Raw genomic sequence first — 14,935 nt, 5'->3', positions numbered from 1 at the left:
TATGTATCGCTATATCATTGTATTCGTCGTTCTATTTCACAGTTATACGGTCTGGGCAGATGGACTAAATCGTCTTGATCTTGCAGGCGAGTGGAAAGTTCGTCTTGATCCCGAAGATGTCGGTATCGAGCATGGTTGGGCTGGTAAATCGTTCGAAACATCGATCAGATTACCAGGAACAACAGATGATGCGGGTTTAGGAACCGTAAATACGTTGACACCTGCTCTTGCCAAACCTCAGCTTTCGCATCTTACGCGAGCACATCGTTATGTGGGGGCTGCATGGTATACACGGGAACTTTCAATCCCGGCAGGTTGGGCAGGTAAGGAGATGATCTTAACCCTCGAGCGTGTTCTTTGGGAGTCTATGGTTTGGATCGACGGGATAGCAGTAGTACAAAAGCAACGTAGCCTTGTCAGTCCGCATGAGTTTGACTTAAGTTCACTACTGAAAACAGGAAAGAAGCATCGGTTGACAATCCGCATAGATAACAGGAAGAAGCTTCCAATTAGCGTTGATGATATGGCACATGCTTATACCGGTCACACCCAAATTATTTGGAATGGCATTCTTGGAAAGATTGCTGTTCAGGCCTACGATGCGGTGCGTCTGAAGTCTGTGTATGCGAGTCCTAATCTAGCGAAAAAGGAAATCAATCTGCAGATCAATCTCCGTAATAGACTTGCAAAGGCCGTTGTCGGTAAACTGAAAATAAAGGTAAAAGACAAAATGGGTTCCCTACCACCAGTTGAAAGAACCATTCAGCTGTCGCCAGGGGATACAGCGATCAATCTAAACTACCTTCTTGGTGACAAACTGAAACTTTGGAGCGAATTTTCACCGCATTTGTACGACATCAGTCTGGAATTGAAAACCATAGATGCCGTATCAACATTGAGTACCTCAATAGGTATGCGTGAGCTCTCTACAGATGGGACCATGCTAAAAGTCAATGGTGAGCCTTTATTTTTGAGGGGAACGTTAGAATGCAGTATCTTTCCGTTAACGGGACACCCGCCGATGGATAAGGTTGGTTGGAGAAAAGTCTTTGTGACAGCACGCGAATGGGGGCTAAATCATCTGAGGTTTCATTCATGGTGTCCTCCTGAGGCGGCCTTCGCTGTTGCCGACGAATTGGGATTCTATCTTCAAATTGAGTTGCCAATCTGGGAGAATAATCTTGGTAAAGATGAGGGAGTGATGAATTTTCTCTATGAAGAGGCCGATCGAATAATGCAGACTTATGGAAATCATCCGTCCTTTTGTTTTTGGAGTATGGGTAATGAGTTGAGTGGTGATTTCAATGCGCTGAATGCTCTGGTAAAATACGTAAAGGAAAAAGACAAACGGCATCTTTATACGGCAACTTCTTTTACATTCCAGCAAGGGCATGGTGTGAAGGAAGAACCCTATGATGATTATCTGATTACCCAGTGGACAGCCAAGGGTTGGGTACGGGGACAAGGTGTATTTAATAGCGAAGCACCTACATTCAATAAAAACTACAGCAATTCTTTGGAAGGAATTTCGATTCCGGTCGTGACGCACGAAATTGGACAATATGCTGTCTATCCCAATATTGCCGAAATCAAAAAATATAAAGGTGTTTTAAAACCGTTAAACTTCATTTCTGTAGCAGAAGATCTAAAACAAAAAGGATTATTGCATAAGGCCAGCGCATATACGATGTCCTCAGGAAAATTGGCAGCTATTCTGTACAAAGAGGAGATGGAAAGAGCGCTGAAGACACCGGGTATCAGCGGGTATCAGCTCCTTGATCTTCACGATTTCCCTGGTCAGGGAACGGCATTGGTAGGCTTATTAGATGCTTTTTGGGATAGCAAACATATTCTCTCAGCGGCCGAATTTCGACAATTTAGCGCTCCAGTAGTGCCTTTGCTCCAGTTTGCGAAAGCTGTATATACCAACGATGAAACGTTCAAAGCTTCTATAGATGTGAGTAATTATGGACAGGAGATTTTGAAGAATCAGGGGATTAGTTGGTTCCTGAAAGATGCAGGAAAAATAATCGCACAGGGACATTTTCAGTCAACCATTGGAAAGGGACATCAAGGCAATGTGGGGCATTTAGAAGTACCATTACAAACAATTAGACAGGCGAAGAAATTGACGATTCAACTTAAACTTGAGGGTACTTCGTACGAAAACCATTGGAATATTTGGGTGTACCCTCAAAAGGTAGCCGTTGATTTTGGGGAAGTCAGCTATACGCGCGAATTGGGGGAAGCAATGCGCTTGCTGAAAGAAGGGAAAAAAGTACTTTTAAATCCCGATTGGAAGAAAATAAACGGTATTGAAGGGAAGTTCGTTCCTGTTTTTTGGAGCCCGGTACATTTTCCAAAACAGGCCGGTACAATGGGCTTGCTTTGTGACCCTAAACATCCTGTATTTGCCGATTTCCCGACAGATAATCATACAGATTGGCAATGGTGGGATCTCCAAATTAAATCGACTACGATGATTACGGATCAGGTCAAAGGTGGACATGCAGTTGTAGAGCTCATTGATAACTTTGCCAATAATAGAAGATTAGCATCTCTTTTTGAAGGGACGGTAGGATCAGGCAAGCTGATGATCGCTTCGTTTGATCTGGAGGCGGATCTAGCCAACAGGCCCGTTGCAAGACAGCTGTTGAGCTCCATCTTAACGTATATGAACAGTACAAAGTTTAGGCCTAAAGTGATCGAAAATCCAGCGATTCTATCGCAGGTGTTGCGCTACAAAGAAGCGCAAGAAAAATCCGAACCCAAAGCGATCTATTAGTTAGAAGATCGCTTTGGAAAAATTTAACGCATCAGCCTAAGGCTAATCGTTCAACTTCATCCGCTATTGCAGAATTATATGCCAAAGGTCTGTGACAGGATACATCCTGTTACAGACCTTTGGCATAAATCAATTATAGACTAACTTTCAATCTGATATAGTTGAAAGCCACTCCATTTTCTGGAGTAACTTTTTTATATTCCTGCAGTTTAAAGGCTTATGGTGATTCTGTTGTTACTATCAAGTGCCTGTTATACTATTTTTCTAGTTAAATCGTTTTCAATTTAATCATGCGGATTTCTTTTCTTTAGACTAACAGAAGTAAAAAATGACAAATAATGAATTAAGGACGCTTGCTGAATTTTCACGTAAAGGTGAAATCGCGGAGATGGAACGGATTGTTGCAGCAGCAAATAGTAGAGTTGACTTTCACGATTACGAATTGAATAGTTTAGTGAGCCAATTGATTAAAGCCCAGCATTATGGAGTCTTGGACCATTTTGTAAAAAAAGGACTAATCTCAACTGATCTATACGATTATGATCGTTTTAGCACATCCGTGATTAATACGCTATTCAAACCTCAGATTGCATCCGAAGTGCAGCTTGAAGCCCATTTAATTTGGATGAAAGGCTATTTAGCACAGATAGATGATATCAACGAAGAAGTAGGTGGTATTACTTTATTGGAATATGCATTACAGGAAAATGTGGTTATTCCTTTCTTAAAGCTTATTTTTGAGGCAGGTGCCGACTTGCAGCGGATGGATCAGTATGGACAAACGTTGCTTTTTAAAGTTTGTAGTCTACGTATGCAATCCAATGAGCGTATTAGCGAGCTCGTAGACTGGCTGTTAGTTGAAGGTTTAGATCCGAATATCGGCAATGTTGAACAAAAAACAGCCCTGCACATGGCTGTTGATACATTGAAAACTGATGTTGTGATTAAATTACTCAATGCGGGAGCAGATCCAGGGCTAAAGGATTGGCATGGCGAAAGTTCATTTTATTATGCAGCAGTAAGGCATTTTAATCCAGATCTGCTCGTTCCCCTTCTCAATTATGGAAGTCCCGATTTTCATAGCGTCAATAAACAAGGAGAAAACCTACTCAATGCATTCCTTCGCATGATGCATACGGATAGCGAGACTAATCTGAGTGTGCTGATCTTACTTTTGGAACATGGGGCAGATCTGACAGCTGCATCACTTTGGTATCAGAAAGAAAAAACAGGCGTAGATTGGCTAGCAGAAAAATCAGTCCTAGTTGTACAGGAAATTATGGACAAAGGATATCTAGATCTCAGTTATGCGGATAACGAGGGTAATACACTATTGCATAAAATTTGTCAAGTAAACCTCAATTACGATGAAAATAGAGCCCGAGACCTCTATAAAAAAGTAAAATATCTTGTCGGTGAAGGGATCGATCCTCAATTGGAGAATGTAATGGATAAAAAAGCTGTCGATTATGCTATGGAGGATAATATAAAGGTAAAGACAGTCGAATGGTTATTAAAACAATAAAAAAACAGAAAAAATTGTTATGTCTCAGTCATTTATAATAGCGTGTGAAAGCGGAAAACGTAAAATAGCGGAAATATTATTGGAGAAAAATCAAGTTGATGTATCTTACACTGATGAAATGGGACGGACAGCATTGCATTATGCGGCGCATCGAGGTTATTTGGATTTGGTGAGAAAGCTGGTTGAGGGTGGAGCTATAGTGGACTACGAGGATCATCGGGGGGAAACCCCCTTATATTTTGCCCTGTTACAAAAGCAAAAACAAACAGCAGTCTATTTATTGGAAAATAATGCTAATATTCTGATCAATGACTTTTTGGGAAATAGCTTGCTCCATATTACAGCTCGAACAGGGCAACAGGAAATGGCTGATAAACTGATTGCACAGGGATTAGACGTAAACGCGTTGAACAATAGTGCTGAATCACCATTACTATTGGCTGTGCAGGCAAAATATCCGCCAGTGGTACAGCTGCTTATTGAAAATGGTGCTCGTGTAGATATCTCTGACAAGGAGGGTAATACGGCCCTAAATTTGGCGGTGGTTCTGGGCTCCGTTCCTATTGTCAATATGTTGTTGGATAACGGTGCATCTGTCAATATCCTGAATGACTTAAGTGAAGGACCCTTGCTGCTCGCAGTAAAAAATGGAAACCGTATTCTTGCTCAGAAGTTACTGGAGCAGGGGAGCGATATTTTTGCTGAGTCTGCCGAGGGAATTTCTCCTGTATGGTATGTTTGTAATAGCAATCAAAAAGAGCTTCTTGCTTTATTTTTAGAAAGAGGCCTCTCTGCAGATTATGCACGTCCTGTAGACTCATTTGATGGAAAGGACGGTAAATATTTGGAAAGGTTGATCGAACGGACAGGGCGGCGTATCTTTATTCTTGGTTTTGAACCTCATTATGCAGGAGAAACATTACTGCATACAGCTACAAAAATGGGTTATCTGTCTTTGGTCAAACAGCTTCTAGACAGTGGTGCGACAATTGATAAACAAGATGCTACCGGCAATACTGCGCTTCATTATGCTGCTGCCTATGGTAAAAAAGATGTGTTGCGGTATCTCTTATCTAATGGCTCCGTTACAGATATAACGAATGTATTGGAACAGAAAGCAATAGATTATTCCAATATGCAAGGATTTAATGAAATAACGGCATTATTGATTGATGCCGGCGCACAGACCGATCCCCTAAAAGGTGAGCCCGGCCTTCCAGAGAAAAAAGTATTCACTGAACCCTTATCAAACGTGGATATGGGAATGAAGAAAAAGGCTCTATTTGATTTAAAAGATCTGTTGGACGCGGGAATTATAAACCAGGAGGAATTTGACGCGGAAAAAGCGAAAATTTTAAAGAATTAAAATTTATTGAAAGCCCCTTTAAAAATCTGTTGGCCTGTTTCCTGAATTTGGTATTGGGCACTTAGATAAAAACTAAAAAAGCGACTCTTTTGAAGTCGCTTTTTGTAGCCCGTAGGGGAATCGAACCCCTGTTTCAAGAATGAAAATCTTGCGTCCTAACCCCTAGACGAACGGGCCATATCGTTTTCGATGATGCAAATATAGAAGCTTTTTCAAAAAGCACAAAAAAAAAGTGCTGTCTGTGTGCTAATTCATTGAAATTGAGAAAAATTATTTTTTTAAAGGACCTATTCTACAGCGTAAGCGAGCATATATTCATTGAACTTCTCGTAATGTACATCATAAATATGCTTGTTTTGATCGCTGTCGAGTTCAAGTTTTAATATGCCTTGCGTTTGGTATTCGAATGGTTGTATGGTCATGTTGTTCAAGAAGGAAACCCCTGCATTGCCTTGAAGTTTATAAATCGCTTCTTTGGCGCACCAGCAAGCATAAAGCTGCTCATAGCGGCTATCATCCTGGGCGAGGAATGCAAGCTCCGCAGGTTTTAGAAATTTATGTTGGATGCGCTCTACTTTTGTTTTGATGATTTCCATGTCGATACCAACTTCGCCTTTTGTACTGATCATTGCTGCAGCGTAATCAAATGAGTGTGAAAGTGATATTTTTTGGGGAAAATTAGCGAGATAAGGCTTTCCATTTGCATCCGAAGGACATTCGATATAGCGGGATGTGTTCAATAGGGTTCGCAGGAGAACACGTGTGGCAAGCCAATGTAACCGTCTTTTTCCTTTATTGAAGGACCCCAATTTTGCTTTTTCACGTTCATCCAATTGAAGTTTCGACAGCAAATCGTCGTCCGATTCCTCAATTCGCCAAATTGCAAATTTGGTTTGATTATCAATTTCACGTAGATACACTAGACTCATACCCAAATTTAAAAAACAAATCGCAGATTTTTGTTTTGAAAAATGAAGTAAAATTAGTGGGAGAACTGTATTTTTGAATTTGTATAGCATTGCCTGACGCTTTTGCTATTTTGATACACATGATTTTATCTGATAAAAGAATTCTCGAAGAGATTGAAAATGGCAGTATTGTCATTCAACCATTTGATCGTAAATGTTTGGGAACAAATTCCTACGATGTGCATTTGGGGAAATATTTGGCAACATATGCAGACCGTGTACTTGATGCCAAGAAACACAATGAAATTCAGCATTTTGAAATCCCGGAAGAAGGTTTTGTATTGGAACCCAATACCCTTTATTTAGGCGTTACGCAAGAATACACCGAAACGCATAAGCATGTTCCTTTTTTAGAGGGTAAATCGAGTACTGGTCGCTTAGGGATAGATATCCATGCAACTGCAGGAAAGGGTGACGTCGGTTTCTGTAATACCTGGACCTTGGAAATTTCGGTTGCCCAACCTGTTCGGGTTTACGCGGGAATGCCTATTGGACAATTGATCTATTTTGCTGTAGAAGGCGATATCGAAACATTTTATAATACCAAAGGTAACGCAAAATACAATGGCAAGACCATCCGTCCGGTGGAATCCATGATGTGGAAGAATAATTTCTGATGCGGAATATGGGATGGATTATTTTAGGGGCTCTATTGATTGTTCTCATCAGTGGAGTACTCTATTATTTTGTTCATCCAATGTTTGGTGGAAGTTTCAAAGGAGCTCGACTGGAACGGATGAAACAGTCACCAAATTTTAAAAATGGTATTTTTCATAATCTCGAAGTAACGCCGTCGTTGAAAGGCGATGTGAATATGGCCTCTTTGCTGTGGGATTTCCTTTTCAACAAAAATCCCCACTTGAAACCGATCAACGTATTGCCTGCTATGGAATGCGATTTAGCACATCTTCCCGCAGATGACGTTCTGATTTGGTTCGGTCACTCCTCCTACCTGATGAAGTTAGATGGGAAATTAATATTGGTTGATCCGGTGTTCAGCCAAAATGCGTCTCCTATCCCAGGTAGTAATAAGGCATTTAAGATGTCTGTCGACTATGCGACGATGGTTTTTCCGAAAATTGACTATTTGTTTATCTCTCATGATCATTACGATCATCTGGACTATGAGACTGTTGTGAAATTGAGGGATAAAGTCGGTCAGGTGATTTGTGGTCTTGGCGTGGGGGCGCATTTTGAGTCTTGGGGATATAAGGCCGATCAGATCAGCGAGGGTGATTGGTACGACCAGATAAAACTGGCGCCCGATTTTCAGGTAACCTTCACACCCGCAAGGCACTTTTCTGGGCGAAGATTTACGCGGAATAATACCTTGTGGACATCCTTTGTGTTAAAAACTTCCCAGTACACTATTTTCTTGGGTGGAGACAGCGGATATGGTAAGCACTTCAAAAAGATAGGTGACCAATTCGGTCCATTTGATTTAGCAATCTTGGAAAATGGCCAATATAACGATGCCTGGCATTATATCCATTCCTTACCTGACGAATGGGCTGCTGAAACGAAGGATCTGAAAGCTCAAGCTATTTTGCCCGTTCATTCTTCTAAGTTCGCGTTGGCTATGCACGACTGGAAAGAGCCAATGGAGAAATTTTACGAGACAGCGAACAAAGAACAGATCACTCTCCTTACGCCAAAAATAGGGGAAATGATCCATTTTAATAGATTAGACACAGTATACGCGCCTTGGTGGCGAGAAGTCAACTAAAATCTATTTATTCTTTTCCTCAATCCATAAAGACATATATTTTGTGCTTTGCATCGTGTGGTGCAACAATATCTGACTAATAAAGTTTTGTTGGCGGTGCCTGTCAATCTGCGCTTTTAACAAAGATAGATTCGTCATAAAGTCGGCCTGATACTTTCGTTTTTCATAACGCTCGTTGATAATACGGATACCATGTTCTTGGGCCGTTTTCCAAAGATCTTCGTTTTCGTAAAGCTCGACAGTCTTTCGGCAGAAAGTTTCGGGATCGTCTTCGATAAAACCATTCCAGTCCAAATTACCCTTCATGGCTTCTGCTCCAACTGTCGTGGTGACAGATGGTGTGCCGGTTTGCATGGCGTCGATAAACTTTCCTTTTACGCCGGCACCAAATTGAATTGGAGCGACCAATACTCGGTAGTTTTCCATGGTAAGACGAGCAGATTCCGCCCGTCCCTTGATCAGGAAATTCTCTTTAGAGTTGTTTAACTGGAGTACTTTTTGGGTTGCGTAGGCACCATAAATGTGCAATTCTACTTTGGGAAGCATCTTCCGTAATTGGGGCCAGATTTGTGTTTTTAGATATTGCACCGTATGCCAGTTCGGCTCATGGATAAAATTTCCGATAAATAGTAAGTTCTTACGCTCTTCAAAGGGCTTCCATTGATTAATTTCGGTAGAACTGATCTCGTGTTCAAGGAAAGGGAGGTAATAGAGGATGTCGGGTGAAATTCGAAATTCTTCGATAAGAATCTTCATTTCGGATTCGGAGATAATCAAGGAGAGATCACTTCGCAGAATAGAGGCAATTTCCCGTTTAGCGGTGTCTGTAAATAACTCTTGAAAGGAGAAATCACCTTTATTTTTGACGGATGCCTGTCTCGCCTGGCGTAAAAAATGCAAGTCTTCCGTGTCGAGTATGCGGAGTGCATCGGGACAATGCTGTGCGACACGCCAACCATATTGTTCTTCTACCATAAAACGATCAAAAACAACAATATCGGGCTTTAGTTGAGTAATAAAATCGTCAAAGCTATTGCTATTGAGCACGATTGCTTGTTCATGTATCCCGAGAGACTGCAAAGGGGCACTATAAGGTGACTTCGCAGCAGACGAAGCAAATGTAATGTGATAAGCGCGGGTAGTGAACGTTTCAATTAATTGCATCATGCGAAAACCCGCCGCTGAAGATGTTGGCTCTGGCCACACAAGTCCGATGAACAAAACCTTTTTCTCTTTCATGCAGGAAAATTACTGATTAATGTGAAAAGAATTGACGAAAAATTAACAATTAGTCATTTTCAAACGATTAGCTTTATTTTAGTGTTTATAATATATTTAAAGGTTATTCATCATTAAACGATCATATGGCCAAAACTATTGCTCAACGGATTCGACATTTTTCGCCAAAGACCTATTGGAAGGAATTAATAGCTGTTTTGGTTATCTTACTGGCCTTCGTATTTTTTAGAAATGAGCGGAAAGAGCTTGCAGCAATTATTCCGCAGTTGCGCGCAGCCAACCTAACCTGGGTTTCAGTTGGAGTTGGAATTACCATCGTCTATATTGTGCTTCAGGGATTGATGTATGTGCAGAGTTTTAAAGCGATCGGTCTTTCTATTAATCTGAGAATCGCCATTGATCTTTTCCTGAAGAGAAATTTACTCAGTGTGTTTCTTCCTGCGGGTGGGATTAGTTCTTTGGCATATACAACAACGGAGTTGCGGAAAAGAAATTTGAATACGACGCAAATTCACCAGGCAGGGGCGCTGTATGGCTATGTCGGACTACTGACGGTCTTTATGATTGGTGTACCTGTTATATTGTATACGATCTGGCATAATAAAAATTTTGGTGACGCCTGGATCTCATTGGTGGTTTTGGGACTGCTCCTGGCTGTCGTATTTTGGCTGGTCTGGTCTTTTCGAACACACAAAGGCATTTATCGCTGGGTCGAATTAAAGTTTCCTGCTGTAGCCTCTAACATCGATGAGATATTTTCAGGGGAAGTCAAGCTAAAATATTTGTTGGGTACCATGTTGGCGTCCATGGTCGTCGAATGTTGCGGTATTGCCCATGCTTTTGTAAGTATGTATGCTCTTGGTTTGGACCACTCCTTCGAGGCGGCGGCTATTGCCTATACTGTTTCGGTCGTATTGATGATTGTTTCTCCTTTTCTACGGGGCCTTGGGGCTGTAGAGCTGACCATGCTGTATATTTTTAAAGCGTACGGCTACTCGCAGGCAGAAGGATTGGGCATTACAATTCTCTATCGGGCATTCGAATTTTGGCTTCCATTACTCTTGGGAATCCTTGCCTTTGCATGGCGTGGTAAGCAATTGCTGGCACGTATTGGGCCGGCGTTGCTTATATTTTTCTTAGGTGTGGTAAATCTTGTTTCCGTATTGACACCACCTTTGGCTGATCGTATGAAACTTGATCGTTTTTATTTACCGCTAGAAGCAATTCATGCTTCTAAATTTATGGTATTGGTTTTGGGCTTAGGACTATTGGTAACTTCAGCCTACTTGATTAAAGGTTTCCGTATTGCGTTCTGGATCGCCGTGGTGTTTAGTGCTTTGTCGCTGTTTGGACATGTGTTTAAGGCATTGGACTATGAAGAGGCATCGGTTGCTTTATTGACGTTGATTTTATTGGCAATGAGCTATAAACAATATCGCATCAAGAGTAATATTCGTTGGGTAAGAATTGGGTTTATCACATTTTTTGTCGCTCTGATAGCGATATGCCTGTTTGATGTGTTGAGTTTTTACTTCATTGATAAGCAACATTTCGGGCTAGACTTTACATGGGGTCAATCAATATATCATACGGCACGGAGTTTTCTGTTGTTTGCAGATGATGAATTGATGCCACAAACAGCTTTTGGTCAAGAATTTTTGCGCATCACTCAAGTTTTGGGGCTATTTTGTTGGTTCTTATTGATCTACGCACTCGCACGTCCTCGGCTGATTGATGACGAAGATTCGAGTAGCTCCGAAATGGAGCATGCAGAACAATTACTGATTGAGTTTGGACAGTCTCCGATGGACTTCTTTAAATTGGGAAAAGATAAGAGTCTGTTCTTCTCAGAAGTCTCGGAGGGATTTACCGCTTATCGCTTGGCGAATGAATTTGCTATCGTATTGGATGAACCTGTCTGTGAGCAGGGGGATAAGGAAGAGCTGGTTCAGGAATTTGATCAATATTGTTATGCGAATGGTTTAAAGGCCATTTATTACCGTGTTGATGAAAATAGCTTGGTTCATTTTTCATCTCTTCGTAAGCAAAAAATCACCATTGGACAGGAGGCTGTATTAGAATTGGAAACATTCAAGCTAGAAGGAAAAGACCGTAAGTCATTACGTAATGGACTTAATGCAATTCAAAAAAAGGGTTTTACAACGGAGGTGTTGAAAGCTCCGCAGGAAAAAGCAATTATAGACGAGCTAAGATTGATTTCCAATGAATGGTTGAAAGAATTTGATAAAAAGGAAATGGTTTTTTCGCAAGGGATGTTTGATGAAAATGAGCTTATTATGCAGGATATTATTGTATTGAAAAATGAGCAAAATAATATTGTAGCCTTTCTGAATATTATTCCCGATTATGCTAAAGATGAGTGCACTTATGATATGATCCGAAAATCGCTTGACGCACCAGGTGGGAGTATGGATGCATTGATTGTTGAGCTTATTGCATATGCTAAAGCCAAAAAGTATGTCTATCTAAATTTGGGCATGGTGCCAATGACGGGCTTGGGAGCGACAGATAGTCCTGCTGAAAAGATTATGAAGTTTGCCTCAACACGATTGGGAAACTTTAAACATTACCATAGTCTGCGTGATTTTAAAGAGAAGTATGCGACATTTTGGGAAAATAAATACCTTATATTTGATAACGATTTTGATCTCTTACAACTTCCTATAGCACTGGTCAAAGTGATGAAACCGAATGAATAGCTTCATGTAAATCTCATACAGATGAAAAAATTAGCCACTTTATTTATAATTGGTAGCATAGCATTTCATGCTTTTGCTCAACAACGTTTGATTGACATGAAATATTGGAATAATAAAGCTGTACTACCCCTGGTTCTCTATCTGAGTGGAGATGGAGGATTCAATTCGTTCTCAAATAAGCTCTGTGAGCTGATTGCTGGAGCAGGGTATACTGTTGCAGCTCTTGATTCAAAAAATTATTTCTGGAAGAAGAAAAGCCCGAAAGAGATAGCAGAAGATATTTCTAATACCTTGAAGACTTTGCTATCCTCACGGCAGAATATGCGTCTTTTCATTGTTGGATATTCATTTGGAGCAGATGCGGTCCCTTTTATTGTTAATCGTTTGGACCCTGTCGTTAAGAAGAACGTAAAGAGCGTTGTTCTTTTAGAGCCCTCTGTATCTACAGATCTGGAGATCCATATAGCCGATATTCTAGGACGAAGTAATATAAAGCGAAGCCTTGATGTCGTCTCGGAAATAAATCGCATGGATGGAGTCAAAACGGGCGTCATTCTCGGCGACGATGAGGCCGATTTTCCTGTACAAAAAATAACACTTAAGAATTTTACAAAAAAATACCTCTCTGGGGGCCATCATTTTAGTGGAAATGCAGACCAGGTAGCGAAGAATACGGTTGCTCTCTTTTAACTGAGCGGTGTTATTGTCTGCTAGCTTTCTTTTAAGCTGGTTTACAGTAGCGATAGGCCTTTTACCTTGTCAAATCGGTGAAGGCTCTGAAGCTATTCGGATTTCTTGTCCTACATCAATTTAATTAAATGAAGAAGGTCTTAATTTTGATTTAGAATTTAAATAGACAATTATGGAATTAGGAATAGGAATGTTTGGTGACTCGAGGATAGATCCTGTTACAGGTCAAATCCAGGCGGCGCAAGATAGAATGAAAGAAATTATTGAAGAGATCAAGCTTATGGATCAAGTAGGATTGGATTTCTTTGGAATCGGGGAACATCACCGGGCAGATTATGCGGTTGCAGCACCCGAAATAGTCTTGGCTGCGGCTTCTACAGTTACCAAAAATATTAAATTGGGTAGTGCAGTTTCAGTATTGAGTTCTGCGGATCCTGTTAAATTATTTCAGGATTTCGCGGCAGTCGATCTTTTATCCGATGGACGTGCTGAGCTGATGGCTGGAAGAGGATCCTTCATTGAATCCTTCCCTTTATTTGGTTATGATCTGAAAGATTATTCCGAATTGTTTGAAGAGAAACTTGAGCTTTTGTTACGTTTAAACAAGCAAAATCCAATTACTTGGCGAGGAAATTTTAGAGCTCCACTAATCAATCAAGAAGTCTTCCCTCGACCTAAAAATGGATCATTGCCAATTTGGGTTGCCGTAGGAGGTACAACATCTTCTGTTATCCGTGCAGGAAAACTAGGTTTACCAGTGATGTTTGCTATCATCGGGGGTATGTACGAAAGCTTCGACCACTTATTTGATATGTACCGCCAAGCGTATGAAGACAATGGGCATGATATGGCTAATTTTCAAGTTGGAGTGCACATGCATGCGTTCTTTGGCGACCATAACACTCAGGTAGCAGATTATTACTATCCGATTTATTCTGCGCAGATGGATCGTATAGGAGCAAGTCGTGGTTGGCCTCCATACCAACGTACACAATATGACTTTGGCAGATCTTCAAGGGGCCACCTTATTGTTGGGGATGCTAATTATGCTGTAGATAAAATTTTGCAAATACAGGAAAAATTCGGATTGACACGTTTCTCTGCACACATGGATGTGGGCGCTCCTGGGCATAAAGAGATGCTGCGTTCTATAGAGATTTTTGGCGAAAAAATAGCGCCTGAAATTCGAAAGGCTCTTCATAAAGATGCCTAAAGAGCGATTATCATTTTTTTAACGCTGAGATATTCGCTACCTTTGTGGCGTAAATCATTTTAGAGAGTAAGATGCTTGGATTAAAGTTGTTGACAGATCCGCGATGGGCAAACATCGCAGAAGGAAATTTAGAAGAAATTTTGACTGATCATGCCTGGTGTGAGCAAAAGGCGGCTTCAAATGCAATATCATTAATCACAAACAACTCAGAATACGAAGATTTAGTGCATGAACTGACAGCAATTGCTATCGAAGAAATGGAACATTTTAAGATGGTTATTGATATCATCAAAGAACGTGGCTATACCTTGGGTCGTGAACGTAAAGATGATTATGTTGGCCAATTGATGAAATTCTCTAAAAAAGATGGCAGTAGAAATATGGCTTTTATTGACCGTTTATTATTCGCGGCAATGATTGAAGCCCGAAGCTGCGAACGTTTTAGAGTGCTGTCGCAAAATATTCAGGATAAAGATCTTGCGAAGTTTTACCATGATTTAATGGTGTCTGAGGCAAATCATTATACAACATTTTTAAATTTTGCACGCAAATATACTGTAGACGTCGATGTAGAAAAGCGTTGGAAGGAGTGGTTGGAATTTGAAGGGAAGCTGATTCAGTCGTACGGAAATAAAGAAGCCATTCATGGCTAATCGGACCGCGCTCCTACCTATTTTAAAACACATACATAACAGTTGTCCCG

11 protein-coding genes and 1 tRNA gene are annotated in these 14,935 nt (G+C 40.8%); 9 read left to right on the top strand and 3 right to left on the bottom strand.

Translation table 11 applies throughout. The features are described 5' to 3' along the window. Nucleotide 1: 1 nt before the first annotated feature. The 3 genes from ACHWSC_RS21595 (at nucleotide 2) to ACHWSC_RS21585 (ending at nucleotide 5,676) form a co-directional block, all read left to right on the top strand. Nucleotides 2–2,785, top strand: coding sequence for a sugar-binding domain-containing protein (locus ACHWSC_RS21595; protein WP_394678136.1), 2,784 nt, complete (start codon nucleotides 2–4; stop codon nucleotides 2,783–2,785). Nucleotides 2,786–3,113: 328 nt separating this feature from the next. Further along, on the top strand, nucleotides 3,114–4,310 hold the full coding sequence (locus tag ACHWSC_RS21590) for an ankyrin repeat domain-containing protein (RefSeq protein WP_394678135.1): 1,197 nt from the start codon (nucleotides 3,114–3,116) through the stop codon (nucleotides 4,308–4,310). Nucleotides 4,311–4,329: 19 nt separating this feature from the next. Then, entirely contained in the window at nucleotides 4,330–5,676 is a 1,347-nt protein-coding gene (locus ACHWSC_RS21585; RefSeq protein WP_394678134.1) for an ankyrin repeat domain-containing protein, read from the top strand. Between the two features lie 105 nt (nucleotides 5,677–5,781). Here the strand turns inward: ACHWSC_RS21585 and ACHWSC_RS21580 are convergent. Next, nucleotides 5,782–5,853 (bottom strand) — tRNA-Glu (locus ACHWSC_RS21580). A gap of 110 nt (nucleotides 5,854–5,963) precedes the next feature. After that, the gene (locus tag ACHWSC_RS21575; RefSeq protein WP_394678133.1) at nucleotides 5,964–6,605 is read right to left on the bottom strand and encodes a 4'-phosphopantetheinyl transferase family protein; all 642 of its coding nucleotides are present in this window, start codon (nucleotides 6,603–6,605) and stop codon (nucleotides 5,964–5,966) included. A 119-nt stretch (nucleotides 6,606–6,724) separates the two neighbouring features. Here ACHWSC_RS21575 and dcd point away from each other — a divergent pair, with 119 nt between their 5' ends. Both dcd and ACHWSC_RS21565 read left to right on the top strand, forming a co-directional pair. After that, complete coding sequence (dcd, locus tag ACHWSC_RS21570) at nucleotides 6,725–7,261, top strand: dCTP deaminase (RefSeq protein ID WP_046673098.1); 537 nt, start codon at nucleotides 6,725–6,727, stop codon at nucleotides 7,259–7,261. An 8-nt stretch (nucleotides 7,262–7,269) separates the two neighbouring features. Further along, nucleotides 7,270–8,370, top strand: coding sequence for an MBL fold metallo-hydrolase (locus ACHWSC_RS21565; protein WP_394678132.1), 1,101 nt, complete (start codon nucleotides 7,270–7,272; stop codon nucleotides 8,368–8,370). Between the two features lie 3 nt (nucleotides 8,371–8,373). Here ACHWSC_RS21565 and ACHWSC_RS21560 read toward each other — a convergent pair whose 3' ends face one another. Continuing rightward, nucleotides 8,374–9,609: a glycosyltransferase gene (locus ACHWSC_RS21560; protein WP_394678131.1), complete on the bottom strand. Its 1,236-nt coding sequence runs from the start codon at nucleotides 9,607–9,609 to the stop codon at nucleotides 8,374–8,376. Between the two features lie 125 nt (nucleotides 9,610–9,734). Between ACHWSC_RS21560 and ACHWSC_RS21555 the strand changes: the two genes are divergently transcribed. The 4 genes from ACHWSC_RS21555 to ACHWSC_RS21540 all read left to right on the top strand — a co-directional run bounded on the left by ACHWSC_RS21555 (nucleotide 9,735) and on the right by ACHWSC_RS21540 (nucleotide 14,885). Then, a complete protein-coding gene (locus tag ACHWSC_RS21555) occupies nucleotides 9,735–12,329 on the top strand; it encodes a phosphatidylglycerol lysyltransferase domain-containing protein (protein WP_312352265.1) in 2,595 nt (864 codons plus the stop codon). Nucleotides 12,330–12,350: 21 nt separating this feature from the next. Next, nucleotides 12,351–13,019: an AcvB/VirJ family lysyl-phosphatidylglycerol hydrolase gene (locus tag ACHWSC_RS21550; RefSeq protein WP_394678130.1), complete on the top strand. Its 669-nt coding sequence runs from the start codon at nucleotides 12,351–12,353 to the stop codon at nucleotides 13,017–13,019. A gap of 172 nt (nucleotides 13,020–13,191) precedes the next feature. Beyond that, on the top strand, nucleotides 13,192–14,232 hold the full coding sequence (locus tag ACHWSC_RS21545) for an Atu2307/SP_0267 family LLM class monooxygenase (RefSeq protein ID WP_394678129.1): 1,041 nt from the start codon (nucleotides 13,192–13,194) through the stop codon (nucleotides 14,230–14,232). A 71-nt stretch (nucleotides 14,233–14,303) separates the two neighbouring features. Continuing rightward, a complete protein-coding gene (locus ACHWSC_RS21540) occupies nucleotides 14,304–14,885 on the top strand; it encodes a tRNA-(ms[2]io[6]A)-hydroxylase (protein ID WP_070561487.1) in 582 nt (193 codons plus the stop codon). Nucleotides 14,886–14,935 lie beyond the last annotated feature (50 nt).

The organism is uncultured Sphingobacterium sp. (assembly GCF_964277905.1).
Lineage (GTDB): Bacteria > Bacteroidota > Bacteroidia > Sphingobacteriales > Sphingobacteriaceae > Sphingobacterium > Sphingobacterium siyangense.
This window is presented reverse-complemented; position numbering and strand designations above follow the sequence as displayed.

What these genes read in the sequence shown, in the direction of transcription:
- ACHWSC_RS21595 (WP_394678136.1), top strand. Translation starts at nt 2, where the DNA reads ATGTATCGCTATATCATTGTATTCGTCGTTCTATTTCACAGTTATACG.
- ACHWSC_RS21590 (WP_394678135.1), top strand. Translation starts at nt 3,114, where the DNA reads ATGACAAATAATGAATTAAGGACGCTTGCTGAATTTTCACGTAAAGGT.
- ACHWSC_RS21585 (WP_394678134.1), top strand. Translation starts at nt 4,330, where the DNA reads ATGTCTCAGTCATTTATAATAGCGTGTGAAAGCGGAAAACGTAAAATA.
- ACHWSC_RS21575 (WP_394678133.1), bottom strand. Translation starts at nt 6,605, where the DNA reads ATGAGTCTAGTGTATCTACGTGAAATTGATAATCAAACCAAATTTGCA.
- dcd (WP_046673098.1), top strand. Translation starts at nt 6,725, where the DNA reads ATGATTTTATCTGATAAAAGAATTCTCGAAGAGATTGAAAATGGCAGT.
- ACHWSC_RS21565 (WP_394678132.1), top strand. Translation starts at nt 7,270, where the DNA reads ATGGGATGGATTATTTTAGGGGCTCTATTGATTGTTCTCATCAGTGGA.
- ACHWSC_RS21560 (WP_394678131.1), bottom strand. Translation starts at nt 9,609, where the DNA reads ATGAAAGAGAAAAAGGTTTTGTTCATCGGACTTGTGTGGCCAGAGCCA.
- ACHWSC_RS21555 (WP_312352265.1), top strand. Translation starts at nt 9,735, where the DNA reads ATGGCCAAAACTATTGCTCAACGGATTCGACATTTTTCGCCAAAGACC.
- ACHWSC_RS21550 (WP_394678130.1), top strand. Translation starts at nt 12,351, where the DNA reads ATGAAAAAATTAGCCACTTTATTTATAATTGGTAGCATAGCATTTCAT.
- ACHWSC_RS21545 (WP_394678129.1), top strand. Translation starts at nt 13,192, where the DNA reads ATGGAATTAGGAATAGGAATGTTTGGTGACTCGAGGATAGATCCTGTT.
- ACHWSC_RS21540 (WP_070561487.1), top strand. Translation starts at nt 14,304, where the DNA reads ATGCTTGGATTAAAGTTGTTGACAGATCCGCGATGGGCAAACATCGCA.